The following is a 16,075-nucleotide window of genomic DNA, read 5'->3' as shown; positions in this document are numbered from 1 at the left end:
GGATGCCACGCGAGTAGGCTTGGGGCCAACATGTCTCACCCCGCGCGCCGTCTTCATTCCCTGCATATCCGGCAGGGGCACCCGGACTTCCTCGACCTTCCCTGGGAGCTGCCGCTGGAGGCGTGGACCGAGCGTTCACCGCGCGTGGTGGAGGTGCCGCGCGGCCTGTCCCGGCACGTCGTGGTCTTCGTCAGCTATGGCGCCACCATCTACGCCTTCAAGGAGACCCCCGCGCGCGTGGCGCAGCGCGAGTACGACCTCCTGCGCGGCCTGGAGGACCGCCGGCTGCCGTCGGTGTGCCCCGTGGGCATCGCCGTCCAGACGGAGGAGGGGACGGACTCCGCGCCCGGGGACAGGCCCGGACTGCTGATCACGCAGTATCTCGCGTCGTCGCTGCCGTACCGCGCGCTGTTCATGCACCAGGGCCTGGAGCGCTACCGGTCCCGGCTGTTGGACGCGATGGCGGGCCTGCTGGTGCGGCTGCACCTGGGCGGCTTCTTCTGGGGCGACTGCTCGCTGTCCAACGTGCTCTTCCGCCGCGACGCGGGCGAGCTGCAGGCGTACGCGGTGGACGCGGAGACGTCCGAGCTGCACGAACAGCTCTCCGCCGGCCAGCGGGAGATGGACCTCCAAATCATGGAGGAGAACGTCGCCGGAGGCCTGGCGGACCTGGCCGCTCGCGTGGAGCTGGCGGAGGAATTGCCGCAGGAGCTGGAGGCCTGGCAGGAGACGGCGGCCAGCATCCGCCAGCGCTACGAGCGGCTGTGGGCTGAAATCAACCGCGAGCTCATCCTCCAGCCGCACGAGAGCTACCGCATCCACGAGCGGATCCGCACGCTCAACGACCTGGGCTTCTCCGTGGGCGAGGTGGAGCTGCTGGCGAGCGGGCAGGGCAGCCAGCTGCGCATGCGCACCATCGTCACGGACCGTGAGTACCACCGGCACCAGCTGCACTCGCTCACCGGCATCGTCGCGGAGGAGCGCCAGGCGAGCCTGCTGCTCAACGAGATGCAGGAGATGAAGGCCACGCTCACGCGCAAGCTGGACCGCAGCGTGCCCCTGAGCGTGGCCGCGTTCCGCTGGCTGGACGAGCGCTACCACCCCACGCTGTCACGCCTGCAGAAGGAGCTGGGCCGCGCGGCCGACACCGCGGAGCTCTACTGCCAGGTGCTGGAGCACAAGTGGTTCCTGTCCGAGCGCGCGAAGCGCGACGTGGGCCTGGACGCGGCCGTGCAGGACTACGTGGCCCTCAGCCGCAAGCAGCCCGGCATCGCGCCGCTGCTCGAGGACGCGGCGCGGGACCCGAAGGCGCTGTAACCCCTCGCGCCACAGGACACCAAGGGACTGTGACAGCCAGTGCCACACATTCCTTCTGGGGACCGGGATCCTGCGCGGAGAGTCATTGGCATGACGGGTGAATGCGGGCGCTGGCCATCTTCCCGGGATTTTCCCCGGGATCTGACAGGAGTCCCCCATGCGTCTGTTCCGCCGTCTTGCCCACTCCAGCCTCGCCACGCTGTTCGTCCTGGCCCTTCCGCTCGCGCAGGCGCAGGCGCAGGACTGTGTCCAGTTCTCCGGGATGAAGCACTGTGCGACGGGCGCCGCGAAGCTGGTGGTGGATGGCAAGGAGCTGCTCGTCCAGTCCGCTGACGCGTCCGGCAACGACGGCGTGGTCGTGGACACCGCGCAGGCCAAGGGCTGGAGCGCGGGGCTGGCCCACGAGCCCTCCGGCGAGGCCCGGGAGACGACCGTCAAGACGGTCATCTCGGACGGCAAGGTGGTCGCCGCCTCGGTCGTCACGGAGACGTCTGAAGGGCAGGAGTTCGCGGCGAGCTTCGTGGACGCGAACGGCAAGCCGGCCACCTACTCGGCGATGGTGTTCCGCGAGGGCCAGCTCGTGGCCTCCGTGAGCGGAATCTCCAGCGGCTCCGTGGGCGCCAGGTCCGTCGCGGGGCTCGGCAAGAAGAGCTGCACCACCCTGACCTACAAGGCGTGCATGAAGCTGTGTCTGGACGGTCCCATCGGATGCGCCTACTGCAAGGTCCCGTGCATCGGCAGCGTGAACCAGGAGGAGTGGGTGCTCAGCAACGGCAAGTATCCCTACCTCGACTTCTCGCTCCAGTCGCCCTTCGGCGCCTTCTCCGTGGGTGACGCCGCCAAGGCGGCTCCGCAGATCGTCGTGGGGGACCAGCTGGTGCTCATCTCCGACGTGCCGAGCGAGGGCGCCCAGGGCATCGACCAGGTCGTCGTGCAGAGCACGGCGAAGACGGTGTCGCTCTCCAACGAGACCGTGTCCCGCTGACCCGCTGACCCGGAGGTCCTCCCGCCATGCCCGGCGGGAGGGCGTCAGCGGCAGACGCGGATGGGCGGCTCGATGAGGAACGGCTCGGTGGCGTCCGGGTCGTCCGGGTCGAACGCGGGCGACAGCGGCCCCGCGCCGGTGGGCTTCCACTTGCGTGGCACACGCTCGATGCCCACCGGGTAGATGGTCAGCGCTCCGTCCTTCCCGATGCGCATGCGCAGGAAGTTCTTCCAGTCCGGCAGCGCGAGCGACCCGAAGGCCTCGTTGGAGTGCGCGCCGAAGGTGTTCACGCACAGCCAGAGGTACAGGCCGGTGATGAACGGGCCCACGAGGAAGCCGCCCACGAAGGTGAACGCGCTGGAGAAGAAGAACTTGCCCGCCAGGTGCAGCCAGCCGTCCGCGCAGTGCGCGCCATCCGCCGTCAGCACCGGACACACGCCCAGCTGGCTCACCGTGAAGTACGTCGCGCCCCAGGCGACGAAGAACGCCGCCACGATGTGCGCCACGCCGTGCAGGCTGCCCAGCAGCGCGCGCCACTTCCCGAGCGCCGCGTCCGCCAGCCCCGCGAGTCCCCCCACCGTCACCATGCCGAGGATGAGCGTCCACGGCCGGTTGACCATGCTGTTGGCCACCGCCGTCACCACCTCCGGCAGGCGGGAGAGGCCCAGCGAGCCCACCTCCGCGTAGGCCGCCAGCGCGAGCAGCAGGTACCACAGGCCGGTGATGAGCCCGAACAGCGGGCTGTAGCGGATGAGCAGCAGGTTCTTGCGCGCGAGCTTTCGCGACGTGGACTCGTCCGGGAAGCTCTTGCGCAGCGTGGAGCCGTCGCGCAGCACCGGTGCGGCGGGCGCGTGCGTGGGGTGCATGAAGGCGCCGCCTCCGCCCGCGGTGATGCGGTGCTGGCCGGTGTCGTCCTCGTGCCGGCGGTAGTGGTGCAGGTCTCCCGCGAGGAAGACGGCGATGCGCCGCCCGAGCACCTTCTCCTCCAGGTACTCCAGGTTGTTCTCCAGGTAGCTGCCCTTGGCCCTGCGCGCGGCCGCGGCCAGCACCCACGCGGGCTCCGCGTTGCAGAGGATGACGCGGTCGTCGGGGCCCATCTGCTCCGCGACGTGGCGGAAGTACTCCACCTGCGGCACGTCGATGTCGCTGTTGAGCTGCACGTCCGTGCCGATGAGCCACCAGTTCTTCGGCAGCTTCAGCGCGAAGTAGCTGCGGCTCTGCTTCGTGCGCCGCCCCGCCACCCAGCGCTGCGCGCAGAACAGCCGCATGAAGGCGGAGAGGCCGTCGTACCAGTCGTGGTTGCCCGGGATGACGAACAGGTCCGGGTGGGGCGCCTGCGAGCGGCGCATGGCGGCCTCGTAGGGCTGCACCGTGCGCTCCTCGTACGTCTCACGGCTGGCGCCGGGGTAGACCTCGTCCCCGCCGAACACCAGCACGCGGCCTCGCGGCGTGACGTGGGACGTCTTGCCGTCCTCCTCCGGCAGCTTGAGCTCCGGCAGCGCCAGCAGACGCGCCACCGCGTAGGTGGAGTCCCAGCCGTCGCCAATGTCGGAGACGTAGTCGAGCCAGAAGTCGCCGTCCGCGCCCGTCTCCTGCGAATAGTCGAAGTAGGGCTGCTGAGGACGCACCACCGCTTCGATGAGCCGGTGGTCCGCGCGCGCGCCGAACACCGTGGCCACCACCGCGTCCAGGCCCGTACGCAGCACCTGCCCGGGGTGGAGCCAGCGCACCATGTCCGCGTGCTTCTGGGGCTTGGTGGCGGTGGCGCTGCCGCGCTCGCGCACCAGGTGCGGCGGGGGCGTGGGGCCCTGTTCCTCCCAGGGCGCGGGCGGGTCGTAGCGGCGGTCCCCCTCGGGCCGCGTGGGCTCACCGGCCATCGCGAGGACCCGGGATGGAGAGAGGGGACGAAGCGGCGGTGGACCGGAGAGCCATGGACCCCTGGCTTAGCATGCCTGTACGGGACTCCTGGAGGGCAGGCAGGCGTGGTTTCCGTTCCCTGGCGGGATGGTCCCTGCGACCCTGGGGGCATGTCGAACGCGGCCCTGAAGGACTTCCCCGTCGTCGTGCCCTTCCCCGTGCATTGGAGCGAGATGGACGCGTACGGACACGTCAACAACGCGCGCACGTTCACCTGGTTCGAGTCCGCGCGCATCGCGTACATGGCCCGCGTTGGACTGGTGGGCCCCTCCGCCGCGGGCGCGGACTCGACGTCCGCGGACGGGGTGGGGCCCATCCTGGCGAACACGCACGCGGACTACCTCAAGCCGGTGGTATTCCCCGTGAACCTGGTGGCGGGCGCGCGCGTCACGCGCGTGGGCACTTCCTCCATCACCTTCGAGCACGCGGTCGCGGGCGCGGACGACGGCGTGCTCTACACGCGCGGCGGTTCCATCATCGTGACGCTGCGCTACGCCACGCATGAGAAGGTGCCGGTTCCACCGGCGGTGCGGGCTGCCATCGAAAAGCTGGAGGGGCGGGTCTAGACCGGGAGTATGGGACCGTGCCCGTTTGTCTTGTTCCAGGGTCCAACAGCGCCGAGCCTTGCGCCGCGCATAACCTGAAGCGGTGCAATTCATGTCCCCATTCCTCTCCGCGAACCCGCACCTACGTGCCGCCAATCCCCTGCTGGCGGACGTGGAGGCCGTGAGCCGCATCGACGCGGTGAAGACGGTGCTGCGGGTGCTGACGCGCACCACGGGGCTGCGCCTGGCGGTGGTGGCGCGCGTGACGCCGGAGTCGTGGACGTGCTGCGCGGTGCTGGACGAGATGGGCTTCGGGCTGAAGGCCGGAGACACGCTGGCCGTCAGCACGACGTTCTGCAACACGGTGCGGACCCTGAAGGGGCCGCTGCTCGTGAACCACGCGAGCGAGGATCCGCGCTTCCGGAACCACCCCGCGCCGAAGATGTACAACGTGGAGAGCTACATCGCGGTGCCGCTGTACCGGCGCAACGGGGAGTTCTTCGGCGTGATGTGCGCGCTGGACTCGAAGGCAGCGAACCTCACCGAGGACGTGCTGGAGACGTTCCGCCACCTGGGTGACCTGGTGGGCCACCAGCTGGAGCAGGAGGATGCGCTGTCGGATCGCGACTCGCAGCTGCTGGGGGCGCACGAGGCGTCGGTGCTGCGCGAGCAGCTGATCGGCATCGTCAGCCACGACCTGCGAAACCCCCTCAACGCCATCTCGCTGGCGGCGGCGACGCTGATGCGCAGGGCGGACCTGGATGACCGGGCCCGGCGGGGGCTGCGGCGCATCCTCGACTCGTCGGACCGGGCGAACCGGCTCATCCGCGACCTGCTGGACTTCACCCACGTGCGCACGGGCATGGCCCTGCCGGTGAAGCCCCAGCCCATGAACCTGCATGAGCTGGCGGAGCAGGTGGTGGACGAGGTGCGGCTCACGGCGCCGGAACGCACGCTGGTCCTGGTGTGCGAGGGCAGCGGGCGGGGGACCTGGGATCCGGATCGCATCGCGCAGGTGTTGACCAACCTGCTCACCAACGCCGTGCAGTACAGCGCGCAGGACGCGCACATCCGCGTGGAGACGCGCGGGGACGAGCGGGAGGTGGTGCTGTCCGTGTCGAACCCGGGGGCGCCCATCCCGGCGGCGCTGCTGCCCGTGCTCTTCGAGCCGATGACCCGAGGCACCACCGAGGGCAGCGAGCACCGCAGCGTGGGGCTGGGGCTCTTCATCGTGAATGAGATCGTCCGCGCGCACGGCGGCGCGGTGGACGTGGTGTCCACGGAGGAAGCGGGCACCACGTTCCGGGTGCACCTGCCGCGCGGCTGCTAGTCAGCCCGTGCCCAGCGGGTGCATCCGCACGGCACAGAGCAGCTCCGCGACGCGCTCGGGGGCCGGTGGCACCGGGCCCACCTTCGCGAGCTTTCCCGCCGCGAAGGCCGTGCTCCTCCGGGCGCAGGTCTCCAGGTCGTGGCCCTCCAGCCTCGACGCCAGCACTCCCGCCACCAGCGCGTCGCCCGCGCCCACGGTGCTCGCCACTTCGACAGGCGGCGGCAGGGCCCGCCAGGCGCCGTCGCCGGAGACGAACAGGGCGCCCTCCGCTCCCAGCGACACCACCACCAGCCCGATGCCTGACGCGTGCAGGTCCCTGGCGGCTCGCGCCACTTCGCCCGCGTTCTTGAGCGGCCTTCCGACCAGCGCTTCCAGTTCGCGTGCGTTCGGCTTCACGAAGTCCGGCTTCGCGGTGATGGCATGGCGCAGGGGTTCTCCGCTCGTGTCCACCGCCACCCGCGCGCCCTTCGCCCGCAGGCGCTCCGTCAACATGGCGTAGAGGGTCGCGGGCACTCCCGCGGGCACGCTGCCTGACAGCACGAAGCAGCCGTTCTCCTCCGCCAGCGCATCCAGCGTCGTGGTCAGCGCGTCCAGTGCTTCCTCCGGGATGCTCAGGCCCGGGAGGTTCAGGTCCGTCACCGCGCTGCTCGTGCGGTCCACGACCTTGATGTTCACCCGGCTGGAGCCCGGCAGCCGCAGACACCGGTCGTGGATGCCCCGCTCGTGGAACAGCGCTTCGAACAACGGCGCCGAGTCCGCGCCCAGGAAGCCCGCGGCCGTCACGGGCCGGGTGCCTCCCGCGAGGAACGCCGCCACGTTGATGCCCTTGCCTCCGGGCGTGCGCGTCTCCGCCACCACGCGGTTCACCTCGCCCGCCGTGAACCCCGGACACTCCAGCGTCTGGTCGATGGCCGCGTTCAACGTCACCGTCACCACGCCCGGCTTCGTGGGCCTCACGCCTTGGCTCCCTTTCGCGCCAGCAGGCCTCGCACCAGGCCGCGGACCTCGCCCGCGTTGCCGCACTCCAGCGCGGCCCGGGCCACGTCCTCCGCGTCCGCCATGGAGAGGCCTCGCAGCAGCGCCTTCACCGCCGGGATGCTGGGGATGGCCACGCTCAGCTCCGTGACGCCCAGTCCGGACAGCACCACCGCGCCGCTCGGGTCTCCCGCGATGCCTCCGCACGCTCCCACCCAGATGCCTGCCTTCCTCGCCGCCTTCACCGTGAGGTCCACCATGCGCAACACCGCCGGATGCAGTCCGTCCGCCTTGGGCGCGAGCACCGGATGCTGCCGGTCCATCGCGAGCACGTACTGCGTCAGGTCGTTGGTCCCGATGGAGAAGAACGACACGTCCCGCGCCAGCTGCTCCGCCATCATCACCGCCGAGGGCACTTCGATCATGATGCCCGTCTCCACCGGAGCCACGCCCACCTCGCGGCGCACGGACTCGGTGATGGCGCGGGCCTTCGCCAGCTCCTCGGGCATCGCGACCATCGGATACATGATGCGGATGGGACCCTCCTTCGACGCTCGCAGGATGGCGCGCAGCTGCGTGCGGAACAGGTCCTCCCGTTCGAAGCACAGCCGGATGCCTCGCACGCCCAGGAACGGGTTCGCCTCCGCGGGCAGCGACAGGTAGGGCACGTGCTTGTCCCCTCCAATGTCCAGCGTGCGCAGGATGAGCGGCAGGCCGTTCAGCTCGCGCACCATGGTGCGGTACGCCTGGAACTGCTCCTCCTCGCCGGGCGGCTCGTCTCGCTTGAGGAAGAGGAACTCCGTGCGCATCAGGCCCACGCCCTCTCCGCCCGCTTCCACGGCCTTGGCCGCGTCGTCCGCCCCGCTGATGTTCGCGGCCACCTCCACGCGCCGGCCGTCCAGCGTGATGGCGGGCTGATAGCGCTCCAGCTTCTCCTCCTCGCGCCGGGCGTGGATCCGCTCACGCTGGTGCGCGGCCTTCGCCCGGTCCCGCTCCGAGGGTCCCATGACGAGCACGCCCGCGTCCCCGTCCAGGATGCAGTGCTGCCCGTCGCGCAGGTCCAGCACCGAAGGCCCCACCGCCACCACCGCCGGCAAATCGAGCGAGCGCGCGATGATGGCCGTGTGCGACGTGGTGCCGCCGCCCGCCGTGCACAGGCCCAGCACCATGGCGGGGTCCAGCTTCGCGGTGTCCGACGGCGCCAGGTCCTCCGCCAGCAGCACCACCGGGTGGTCCGGGAAGACGGGCTCGCCCTCCAGCACCCGGGCCAGGGGCCTCAGCACGCGCCGGCCCACGTCCAGCAGGTCCGCGGCCCGAGCGGCCATCAGCGGTGCGTCCAGCGCGGCCAGCCCCTGCGCGCGGTCCTCGAAGACGCGGCGCCAGGACTCGCCCGCGCTCAGGCCGGTGTCGATGAGGCCATGCGACTCCATCAACATCTCCGGGTCGTCGAGCAGCTCCAGGTGCGCCTTGAAGATGGCGGCCCGCTGCGCTCCGGCCTTCAACAGGAAGCCGTCGTGCAGCTGGCGCAGCTCCGCCGCCGCTCCGGCGAGGGCTGCCTCCAGCAGCTGGTGTTCCCGCACGGCGTCGGCGGCCTGCTCCTCCACCACCAGCTGTTCGCGCTGGAAGGTCCACACGGGCCCCGCCGCGATGCCCGGCGACGCGGACAGGCCCGCGACCAGCGTCCCCTCGTAGTCGAGCACGGCGGTGGGCTCGGGCTCCGGTGTCAGCGCGCCCGGGGGCGCGGGCGTTTCGCCCAGGCCCGCGTCGAAGGCGTCGCGCAGCGCGAGGAGCACCGCCTCCGCGTCGGCTCCCGCCGCGGTGAGCGTCAGGGGCGTGCCGGCGCGCGCCCCCAGGCGCAGCAGCGACAGGACGCTGCGGGCGTTCGCCTGACGCCCCTCGTGGTGGACGGTGACGTCCGCGCGGAAGCGGCGCACCACCTCCACCAGTACGGTGGCGGGGCGCGCGTGCAGACCGTACGGCGAAGGGGACAGCACCCGGAGCGACGGGCCTCCGGGCTCGGGCTCCGCTGGCGTCTCCGGCGCGGCGCTGGTGAGCACCTGGATGATGGTGGCCGCATCCAGCGTGGAGGCCAGGGCCAGGGCCAGGGCCTCGTCGTCCAGCACGCCGGTGAGGTTGGCGAGCACCTGGAGGTGTTCGTCGGACCGGGCCGCGATGCCGACGACCAGGTGCGCGTGGCCGTCCTCGCTCCAGACGACACCGGCGGGGAACTGCACCACGACGACGCCCGTCTGGCGCACGAGGTGGCGCGCCTCCGGCAGGCCGTGCGGAATGGCGATGCCGTGGCCGAGGAACGTGGCGGACACCTGCTCGCGCTTGAGCATGCTGTCGACGTAGGCGGGCGAGATGAAGCCGGCCTCCACCATCAACTGTCCGACCAGGCGGATGGCCTCCGCCTTGTTCGCGGCGGCCCATCCCAGGCGGACCTGCGATGGCGTCAACGACAGCATCCGGGCTCCTTGCTTCAGGTGCGTGAGCGCTTCACGCGGAGGAACGACGGTGCATCCTGCCCGGTGTCCGCCCATGCCCGCGCGGGCTGCCCGAGCCCCGTCTTCCGGGTAACAACCCACGGAGGCGAAGACCTCCCGGCCCTGACATGGCCTCGACATGACGGGCAGGCGACGTCCGGTGTCCTCGCGCGTGACGGCCCGCATGGGGGTGTTAAAGGGGAGGCCGTCATGTCTGACAGCGTCCTGGACTTCTACGAAGGGCTGGCCGAGGAGTACCACCTGCTCTTCGCGGACTGGGAGCAGTCGGTGGACCGGCAGGGCGCGGTGCTGGACGCGCTCCTGCGCCGCTCGGGCATGCCGCCGCCGCGCCGGGTGCTGGACTGCGCGTGCGGCATTGGCACGCAGGCGCTGGGGCTGGCGTCGCGCGGCTACGCCGTGCACGCCACGGACCTGAGTCCTTCCGCGGTGGCGCGCGCGGAGCGGGAAGCCCGAGCCATGCACGTGAGCATCACCACCGGCGTGGCGGACATGCGGATGCTGGACTGGCAGGTGCCGGGCACCTTCCACGTGGTGATGTCCTGCGACAACGCGGTGGCGCACCTGCTGGAGGACTCGGACCTGGAGGACGCCGCGAACGCGATGGCGTCACGCCTGGTGCCCGGGGGCCTGCTGGTGGCGAGCCTGCGGGACCATTCCGCGCTGCTGGAGAAGCGGCCGCGCTTCACGGCGGAGCGCGTGCTGGACACGCCGCTGGGCCGGCGCGTGCTGTTCCAGGTCTGGGATTGGGCGGTGGATGAAAGGCAATACACCGTGCGCCAGTTCATCCTGCGCCAGGAGTCCGGCATCTGGCACACCACCGAGCACACCGGCGTCTACCGGCTGCTGCAACCCGTGGAGCTGGAGCAGGCGCTCACCCGGGCAGGGCTGGTGGATCCGCGCTGGTACACGCCGGAGGAGACGGGCTTCAATCAGCCGCTCATCACCGCGCGGAAGCCTTGAACACCTTGTCGCGGGGCAGGGCCCAGACGTCTTCCGTGGGCCGGTAGGCGCGGGAGTCCTTGCCGGCGGTGCCGTGGGCCTTGGTGTCGAGCAGTCCCGCGTGCCAGAGGTTCTGCTTCAGCTTGAAGACGGTGGACGGGTTGATGTCCGGTCGAGCGTGGGCTTCCAGTCCAGGTCCAGGAGCCCGAGCGTGTTGGCGCCCGTGGCCGCGTGACGCCGGGAGCTGTCGCTTCCCAGGTCCTTCCAGTGCGCGGCGAGCGATTGGAGCAGCGACCCCGAAGGTGCGCCCCGGTCCGCGAGGAACGCGGCCGCGAGGTAGTTGAGCGGATGGTTGAGCTGGAGGCTGCGCGCGGCGGGCACGCCTTCGAGCAGCGACGAGGCCTGGCTGACGGCGCGCGGCAGCGGGGTGGGGTCCGCGGGCGCGACGACCTCCACCCAGTGCTTCGCGTCCCGCGCGAGGAGGCCGATGCCGTTGCCTCGGGCCTGGTTCACGGTGGTGGCGCGCAGGTCGGCGGCGAGCGTTGGGAGTGCGAGGTAGGCGTGATGGACGCTCGGGCGGTAGCTGAGGGCCTGTCCCAGGCCGTGCGCCCAATCCTTGTCGGACGCCTTCACCTCGATGCCCGTGACGAGGACACCTTCCGGCTGCGCCACGCTGCACAGGATGTCCGGCCGCGTGCCCTCCAGCATGAGCCGCGTCATGGGCTCCAGGTCCCGCGCGACCGGGCTGTGGACGTACGACGGATGCGCGTCCACCAGCAGGTGCAGCACGCGCGACCTGCGCAGCCCATGCTCGAGCAGGTGTTGCTTCAGCGAGTGGACGACCCTGGCCTCTTCGTGGGGCATGCGGCTTCAGGCGCGCTTCGCGTCCGCGGGCGCGTTGGGGTGGCGCGCGAGCATCATGCGCAGCTGCGGCTGACGGCGGACCAGCTCCTGCTTGAGCAGGTGCGCGATGAGCGCGGGCGGCGCGGCGCTCCAGCGCGCGATGTTCTGCACCAGCATGGGCGAGCGGTACGTGCGCCCGCACAACAGCGACGTCGTCTTGCCGTCCACCGGCATGCCCACGAGCGCGCCCAGCGCACGGCCCTCCGTGTTGAGGATGAGCTCCACCTTCTCCTCGGACGGGCCGGTGGAGAAGCGCTGGCGCAGCAACTCTCGCGCGGCGCGGCGGGTCTGCTCCGGGACGTCCCGGTCCACCGTGAGCTTGTGGTGCTCCATCAGGCGGCGCATCGCCCACAGGCGGCGGAACACCGCCACCGGCAGCTGCGGATTGCGGACCAGGAAGCGGCGCACGCCCGTGTCGGACGCGAAGGCCGCCCGGGCCACCAGCCCCTCCAGGCCCACGGGGTTCCGGTGATGCCTGGCGATGAGCCGCGCGTGCGCGAGCCCCACCCGCGTGTTCTCCAGCACGGCCTTGATGACGGCGGGCACCGGGTCGAAGCACAGCGCGGACAGCTCCGGGTCCTCCGCCCCCTTCGCCAGCGCCACCCGCTGGTCCTCCGGCAGCCCGTGCAGCCGCGTCTCGAAGAGCTTGCGGAAGTCGCCAAGCAAGGACTCCGGTACTTCGTCCTCGGGAGGCGCTTCGTCGTCCGAGGCCTCGGCCTCCGGCAGCGGCTCCGTGTCGCTCGCGTCGAGCTCCGGCGCGCGCGGCTCCACGGTGGGGGGAACGACGGTGTTCACGGCCTCCGTGCCCGGCAGCAGCGCTCCCTGCGACACCAGCCTCGCGAGGATGTCCCGCAGCTTGTCCGGGGGAAACCCCGTGAGCGCGGGCAGGTCCTTCTCACGCGTGTGGCCGTCCAGCCGCGACAGCACGAAGCCTTCCTCCGCGTTCAGCGGAAGCCGCCGCAGGTCCACCGTGGGGTTCAGCTTGGGCGTCCAGTCACTCATGCGCGCCCCCGAGTCTTTCACGACACGCGCGGTTCGCGCCTCTTCGCAGTCAGCGCCGTCCTCACCGGATTGTTCCCGGCCGGCCTGAAAACGGCGGGCCGCGTCGAGGACCGCCTGGCTGCCCTCCTGCCCACGGTCCACGCCCCCGGGGCCAAGGGGGGTCGCGACCGGCACGAAGAGGGCCCGCATGGGTTGACGAGAGGCGGGCAGCTGGACACAACTTCACTTCATGTCCGACCGCATCCAGACCTATGGCGAGTTCTGGCCGTTCTATCTGCGCGAGCACTCGCAGGCGTCGACACGCTGGCTGCACTTCGCCGGCACCAGCCTGGGTGTGGGCCTGGGAATCACCGCCGCCGTCACCGGACGCGGCGCCCTGATTCCCGCCGCGCTGGTGTGCGCCTACGGCTTCGCGTGGGCCAGCCACTTCAAGATCGAGCACAACCGCCCCGCGACCTTCAAGTACCCGCTCTGGTCGCTCATCTCCGACTTCCGCATGGCCGCGCTGATGCTCACCGGCCAGCTGGGTCCGCACCTGGAGCGCGCCAACTCCGGCGCGACGGCCGCCGCCACCCTGGCGCCGGCCCCCGTCCAGAGCCGCTGAGCTACCTCGGCGGCGGTGGGCCGAAGCGGCCCGCGCTGTACCCCTCGATGGACCTCAGGATGTCCGCCTGGGTGTCCCCGATGAACGGCCCGTGGCTCACCAGCGGGTCCCGCTGCGGCTGGCCCGCGTACAGCAACACGCGCGCTCGCGTCGTCCCGGTGACGCGGACCGTGCTGGCACCTCCCGACACCGGACGGTCCAGCCAGCCCACCTGACCGGGCTTGAGCGACTGCCCATCCGGCCCCACCGCGACCTCGCCCTCCAGCACCAGGAAGAAGCCGTTGTACGACGCAGGCAGGTCCTGCGCGACGGACGCGCCCGCCTCCAGCCGGAGCTCCGCCAGCGTGACGGGCACGTAGTTCTTCGTGGGCGAGCGCACGCCGCCCGACGAGCCGCTGTACACGCGCACCTCCACTCCCGGCTCGCGCCGCACCGGCAGCTGCGCGTACGCCAGGTCCTGGTAGCCCGCGGGCACCCAGCGCTGTGCCTTGGGCAGCGTGAGCCAGAGCTGGAGGATGCGCGCCTGGCCCAGGTCTCCCTCCAGCCCCTCGCCGTGGATGACGCCACTGCCGGCCGTCATCCACTGCACGTCGCCCTCGCCCAGCGTGCCGCTGTCGTGGGTCATGCCGCCCTTCACCACGAGGGTCACCGTCTCGAAGCCCGCGTGCGGATGCGGCCCGCCAATCGGCTTGCCGTCGATGCGGTCGTCCATCAGCAGGATGAACGGATCCGACCGCGCGTAGTCCTCCGGTGAGATGACCGGCACCACCGTGTGCGCCGGGCCGAACTGCCCCTGCGTGGGTTCGGGCAGGTCGATGATCCGCTCCAGCCGTCGTTCCAGGACATCCACTCGTTGCGTGCTCATGACGGTTGCCTCCTTCTGGATTCAGCCCAGCGCCGGGTAGCTGGTGAAGCCCTGCTCCTCGCCCTGGAAGAACGTCGCCGCGTCCGGCGTGTTGAGCGGCGCGGACCGGCGGAAGCGCTCCGGCAGGTCCGGGTTCGCGAGGAACGGCACGCCGTACGCCACGAGGTCCGCCTCTCCGCGAGCCAGCACCGCTTCACCGGCCTGCGCGTCGTAGCCGCCATTGGCGATGATGGCGCCCGGGAAGACCTTGCGGATCGCCGGGGTGATGCGCTGCTCGGGGGCCGGGGCGGCGGGGCCCGTGACGAGCTCCGTCACGTGCAGGTAGCCCAGGCCCAGCTTGCCCAGCTCCCTCGCGATGTACGTGAAGGTCTCGGTGGGCGTGGAGTCGTGCATGCCCGTGTACGGGAAGTTCTGGGGGAAGAGCCGGTAGCCCACGCGGTCCGCGCCGAACACCTCCGCCACCGCCCGCGCCGCCTCCAGTGGCAGGCGCGCCCGGTTCTCGATGCTGCCGCCGTACTGATCCGTGCGCTGGTTGGAGCCGTCCCGCAGGAACTGATCCAACAGGTAGCCGTTGCTGCCGTGCAGCTCCGCACCGTCGAAGCCGGCCTCCTTCGCGTTGCGAGCGGCCTGGCGGAACTGCTCGACGACGCCGGGAAGCTCATGCGTCTCCAGGGCCCGGGGCGTCACCGCGGGCTTCTTGCCCTGGAACGTGAAGACCTCCTGCTCGACCTTGATGGCGGAGGGCGCCACCGGCAGCTCGCCCCCGTGGAAGTCCGGGTGCGAGACGCGCCCCACGTGCCACAGCTGCGCGAAGATGAGGCCGCCCGCCGCGTGGACCGCGTCCGTCACCTTCTTCCAGCCCGCCACCTGCTCCGGCGAGTGGATGCCCGGTGTGCGGATGTACCCGACGCCCTGGGGGCTGACCTGGGTGCCCTCGGAGACGATGAGGCCCGCGGACGCCCGCTGGGCGTAATAGGTCACCGCGAGAGGGTTGGGGACGTTGCCGTCCACCAGCGCCCGGCTGCGGGTCATGGGGGCCATCACCAGCCGGTTCTTCAGTTCGAGCCGGCCCAGACGGAAGGGGGAGAGGAGCTGGAGTGTATTTGCCATGGCCGTTGAATGCTCCAGGCGCTATGGACGTGCCATGGCATCCAGTCCAAACAAATTGACCGATCGTCCAGAGACTCTGGAGGGACAGGGTGCTGATGTCCTGGCGGACGTCCTGGACACGCTGCGCCTGTCCACCCGGATGCACGGCCGTTTCGAGCTGTTCGCCCCCTGGGGGCTCCAGTTCGGGACGGCGCCGGGGGCTCACATCGTCCTCGTCGCGCGCGGTGGCGCCCGGCTGGAGGTGGAGGGCGTTCCGGGCGCCCTGGAGCTGTGCGCGGGGGACCTGGCGGTGCTGCCGCACGGCGGAGGCCACACGCTGCGCGACGCGGAGGGCAGTCCCGTTCATGTCCTGGAGCGTGGAGCCTGCGCGAGCGCTCGCGGCAAGGGCTCCATCCGGCTGGGCGGCGACGGCGAGCGGACGACGCTGGTGGCGGCGTCGTTCCAGCTGGGGGTCGCGCCGCGCACGCTGCTCTTCAAGGAGCTGCCCCACGTCATCCACCTGGCCGCGGACGACGCGGCGACGGCGCCGTCACTGGCGTCCACGGTGCAGTTGCTGCTGACGGAGAGCGCGTCGTCGCACCCGGGAGCCACCGTCATCATGAGCCGGCTCGCGGACATCCTGCTGGTGCAGGCGCTGCGGGCGCACATCATGAAGTCCGAGGGCTCGTGCCGGGAGGCCGGTATGCGGGCGCTGGGGGACCCGCAGATTGGCAAGGCGCTAGCGCTCATCCACGAGCGCCCCCAGGAGCCCTGGACCGTGGAGAGCCTGGCGTCCGCGGTGGCCATGTCCCGGTCCGGCTTCGCCGCGCGCTTCAGTGAACTCGTGGGAGAGCCGCCGCTGGAGTACCTGGTGGGGTGGCGGATGATCAAGGCCGCCCAGCTCCTGCGCGAAAGCGAGCTGCCCCTGAGCGAGGTCGCTCCGGCCATCGGCTACCAGAGCGAGGCGTCCTTCAACCGCGCCTTCAAGCGCTGGGATGGGACAGCTCCCGGCGCGTACCGGCGCAACCACCGCCGGGCGTCGTGAGGCTTCAGCCCTCTTCCTGGGGAAGCACGGCCCGTGTCCGGAAGACAGCGGG

The 16,075-nt window shown here is 71.1% G+C and carries 14 protein-coding genes; 7 read left to right on the top strand and 7 right to left on the bottom strand.

Annotation, left to right across the window (positions count from 1 at the left end):
- Window positions 1–30 precede the first annotated feature (30 nt).
- Together D7X96_RS18120 and D7X96_RS18115 are read left to right on the top strand one after the other, a co-directional pair.
- On the top strand, window positions 31–1,317 hold the full coding sequence (locus tag D7X96_RS18120) for a DUF4032 domain-containing protein (RefSeq protein WP_120548885.1): 1,287 nt from the start codon (window positions 31–33) through the stop codon (window positions 1,315–1,317).
- A 157-nt stretch (window positions 1,318–1,474) separates the two neighbouring features.
- Complete coding sequence (locus D7X96_RS18115) at window positions 1,475–2,302, top strand: hypothetical protein (RefSeq protein WP_120548884.1); 828 nt, start codon at window positions 1,475–1,477, stop codon at window positions 2,300–2,302.
- A gap of 44 nt (window positions 2,303–2,346) precedes the next feature.
- Here D7X96_RS18115 and D7X96_RS18110 read toward each other — a convergent pair whose 3' ends face one another.
- A complete protein-coding gene (locus tag D7X96_RS18110) occupies window positions 2,347–4,179 on the bottom strand; it encodes a metallophosphoesterase (RefSeq protein ID WP_208647336.1) in 1,833 nt (610 codons plus the stop codon).
- 150 nt (window positions 4,180–4,329) lie between these two features.
- Here D7X96_RS18110 and D7X96_RS18105 point away from each other — a divergent pair, with 150 nt between their 5' ends.
- Both D7X96_RS18105 and D7X96_RS18100 read left to right on the top strand, forming a co-directional pair.
- Entirely contained in the window at window positions 4,330–4,785 is a 456-nt protein-coding gene (locus D7X96_RS18105) for an acyl-CoA thioesterase (RefSeq protein ID WP_121770290.1), read from the top strand.
- A gap of 91 nt (window positions 4,786–4,876) precedes the next feature.
- Window positions 4,877–6,094 carry a GAF domain-containing sensor histidine kinase gene (locus tag D7X96_RS18100; RefSeq protein WP_120548882.1) on the top strand — a complete coding sequence of 406 codons (1,218 nt, stop codon included), beginning with the start codon at window positions 4,877–4,879 and terminating at the stop codon, window positions 6,092–6,094.
- Here D7X96_RS18100 and pfkB read toward each other — a convergent pair whose 3' ends face one another.
- Together pfkB and ptsP are read right to left on the bottom strand one after the other, a co-directional pair.
- On the bottom strand, window positions 6,095–7,051 hold the full coding sequence (gene pfkB / locus D7X96_RS18095) for a 1-phosphofructokinase (RefSeq protein ID WP_120548881.1): 957 nt from the start codon (window positions 7,049–7,051) through the stop codon (window positions 6,095–6,097).
- Window positions 7,048–9,537 carry a phosphoenolpyruvate--protein phosphotransferase gene (ptsP, locus tag D7X96_RS18090; RefSeq protein WP_121770289.1) on the bottom strand — a complete coding sequence of 830 codons (2,490 nt, stop codon included), beginning with the start codon at window positions 9,535–9,537 and terminating at the stop codon, window positions 7,048–7,050. The genes pfkB and ptsP overlap by 4 nt, the downstream gene beginning before the upstream one ends.
- 228 nt (window positions 9,538–9,765) lie before the next feature.
- On the opposite strand from ptsP, the gene D7X96_RS18085 reads away from it, so the two are divergent.
- Window positions 9,766–10,536, top strand: coding sequence for a class I SAM-dependent methyltransferase (locus tag D7X96_RS18085; RefSeq protein WP_121722860.1), 771 nt, complete (start codon window positions 9,766–9,768; stop codon window positions 10,534–10,536).
- Between the two features lie 117 nt (window positions 10,537–10,653).
- On the opposite strand, the gene D7X96_RS18080 is transcribed toward D7X96_RS18085, so the two are convergent.
- Window positions 10,654–11,379, bottom strand: a complete 726-nt coding sequence (locus D7X96_RS18080; protein WP_244219629.1) for a hypothetical protein — start codon at window positions 11,377–11,379, stop codon at window positions 10,654–10,656.
- Window positions 11,380–11,385: 6 nt separating this feature from the next.
- Window positions 11,386–12,420 carry a hypothetical protein gene (locus D7X96_RS18075; protein ID WP_208647335.1) on the bottom strand — a complete coding sequence of 345 codons (1,035 nt, stop codon included), beginning with the start codon at window positions 12,418–12,420 and terminating at the stop codon, window positions 11,386–11,388.
- Between the two features lie 229 nt (window positions 12,421–12,649).
- On the opposite strand from D7X96_RS18075, the gene D7X96_RS18070 reads away from it, so the two are divergent.
- Window positions 12,650–13,024 (top strand): Mpo1-like protein, encoded by a 375-nt coding sequence (locus D7X96_RS18070; RefSeq protein WP_121722863.1) that lies wholly within the window; start codon window positions 12,650–12,652, stop codon window positions 13,022–13,024.
- A gap of 1 nt (window position 13,025) precedes the next feature.
- On the opposite strand, the gene D7X96_RS18065 is transcribed toward D7X96_RS18070, so the two are convergent.
- On the bottom strand, window positions 13,026–13,889 hold the full coding sequence (locus D7X96_RS18065; protein ID WP_121770288.1) for a pirin family protein: 864 nt from the start codon (window positions 13,887–13,889) through the stop codon (window positions 13,026–13,028).
- 21 nt (window positions 13,890–13,910) lie between these two features.
- Window positions 13,911–14,999 carry an alkene reductase gene (locus tag D7X96_RS18060; protein WP_121770287.1) on the bottom strand — a complete coding sequence of 363 codons (1,089 nt, stop codon included), beginning with the start codon at window positions 14,997–14,999 and terminating at the stop codon, window positions 13,911–13,913.
- A gap of 55 nt (window positions 15,000–15,054) precedes the next feature.
- Between D7X96_RS18060 and D7X96_RS18055 the strand changes: the two genes are divergently transcribed.
- On the top strand, window positions 15,055–16,023 hold the full coding sequence (locus tag D7X96_RS18055) for an AraC family transcriptional regulator (protein ID WP_244219628.1): 969 nt from the start codon (window positions 15,055–15,057) through the stop codon (window positions 16,021–16,023).
- Window positions 16,024–16,075: the final 52 nt, after the last annotated feature.

The sequence above is a fragment of the Corallococcus interemptor genome, assembly GCF_003668875.1.
Classification (GTDB): Bacteria; Myxococcota; Myxococcia; order Myxococcales; family Myxococcaceae; genus Corallococcus; species Corallococcus interemptor.
The sequence above is the reverse complement of the archived record's forward strand: the minus strand, read 5'-3'. Positions and strand labels throughout refer to the sequence as shown.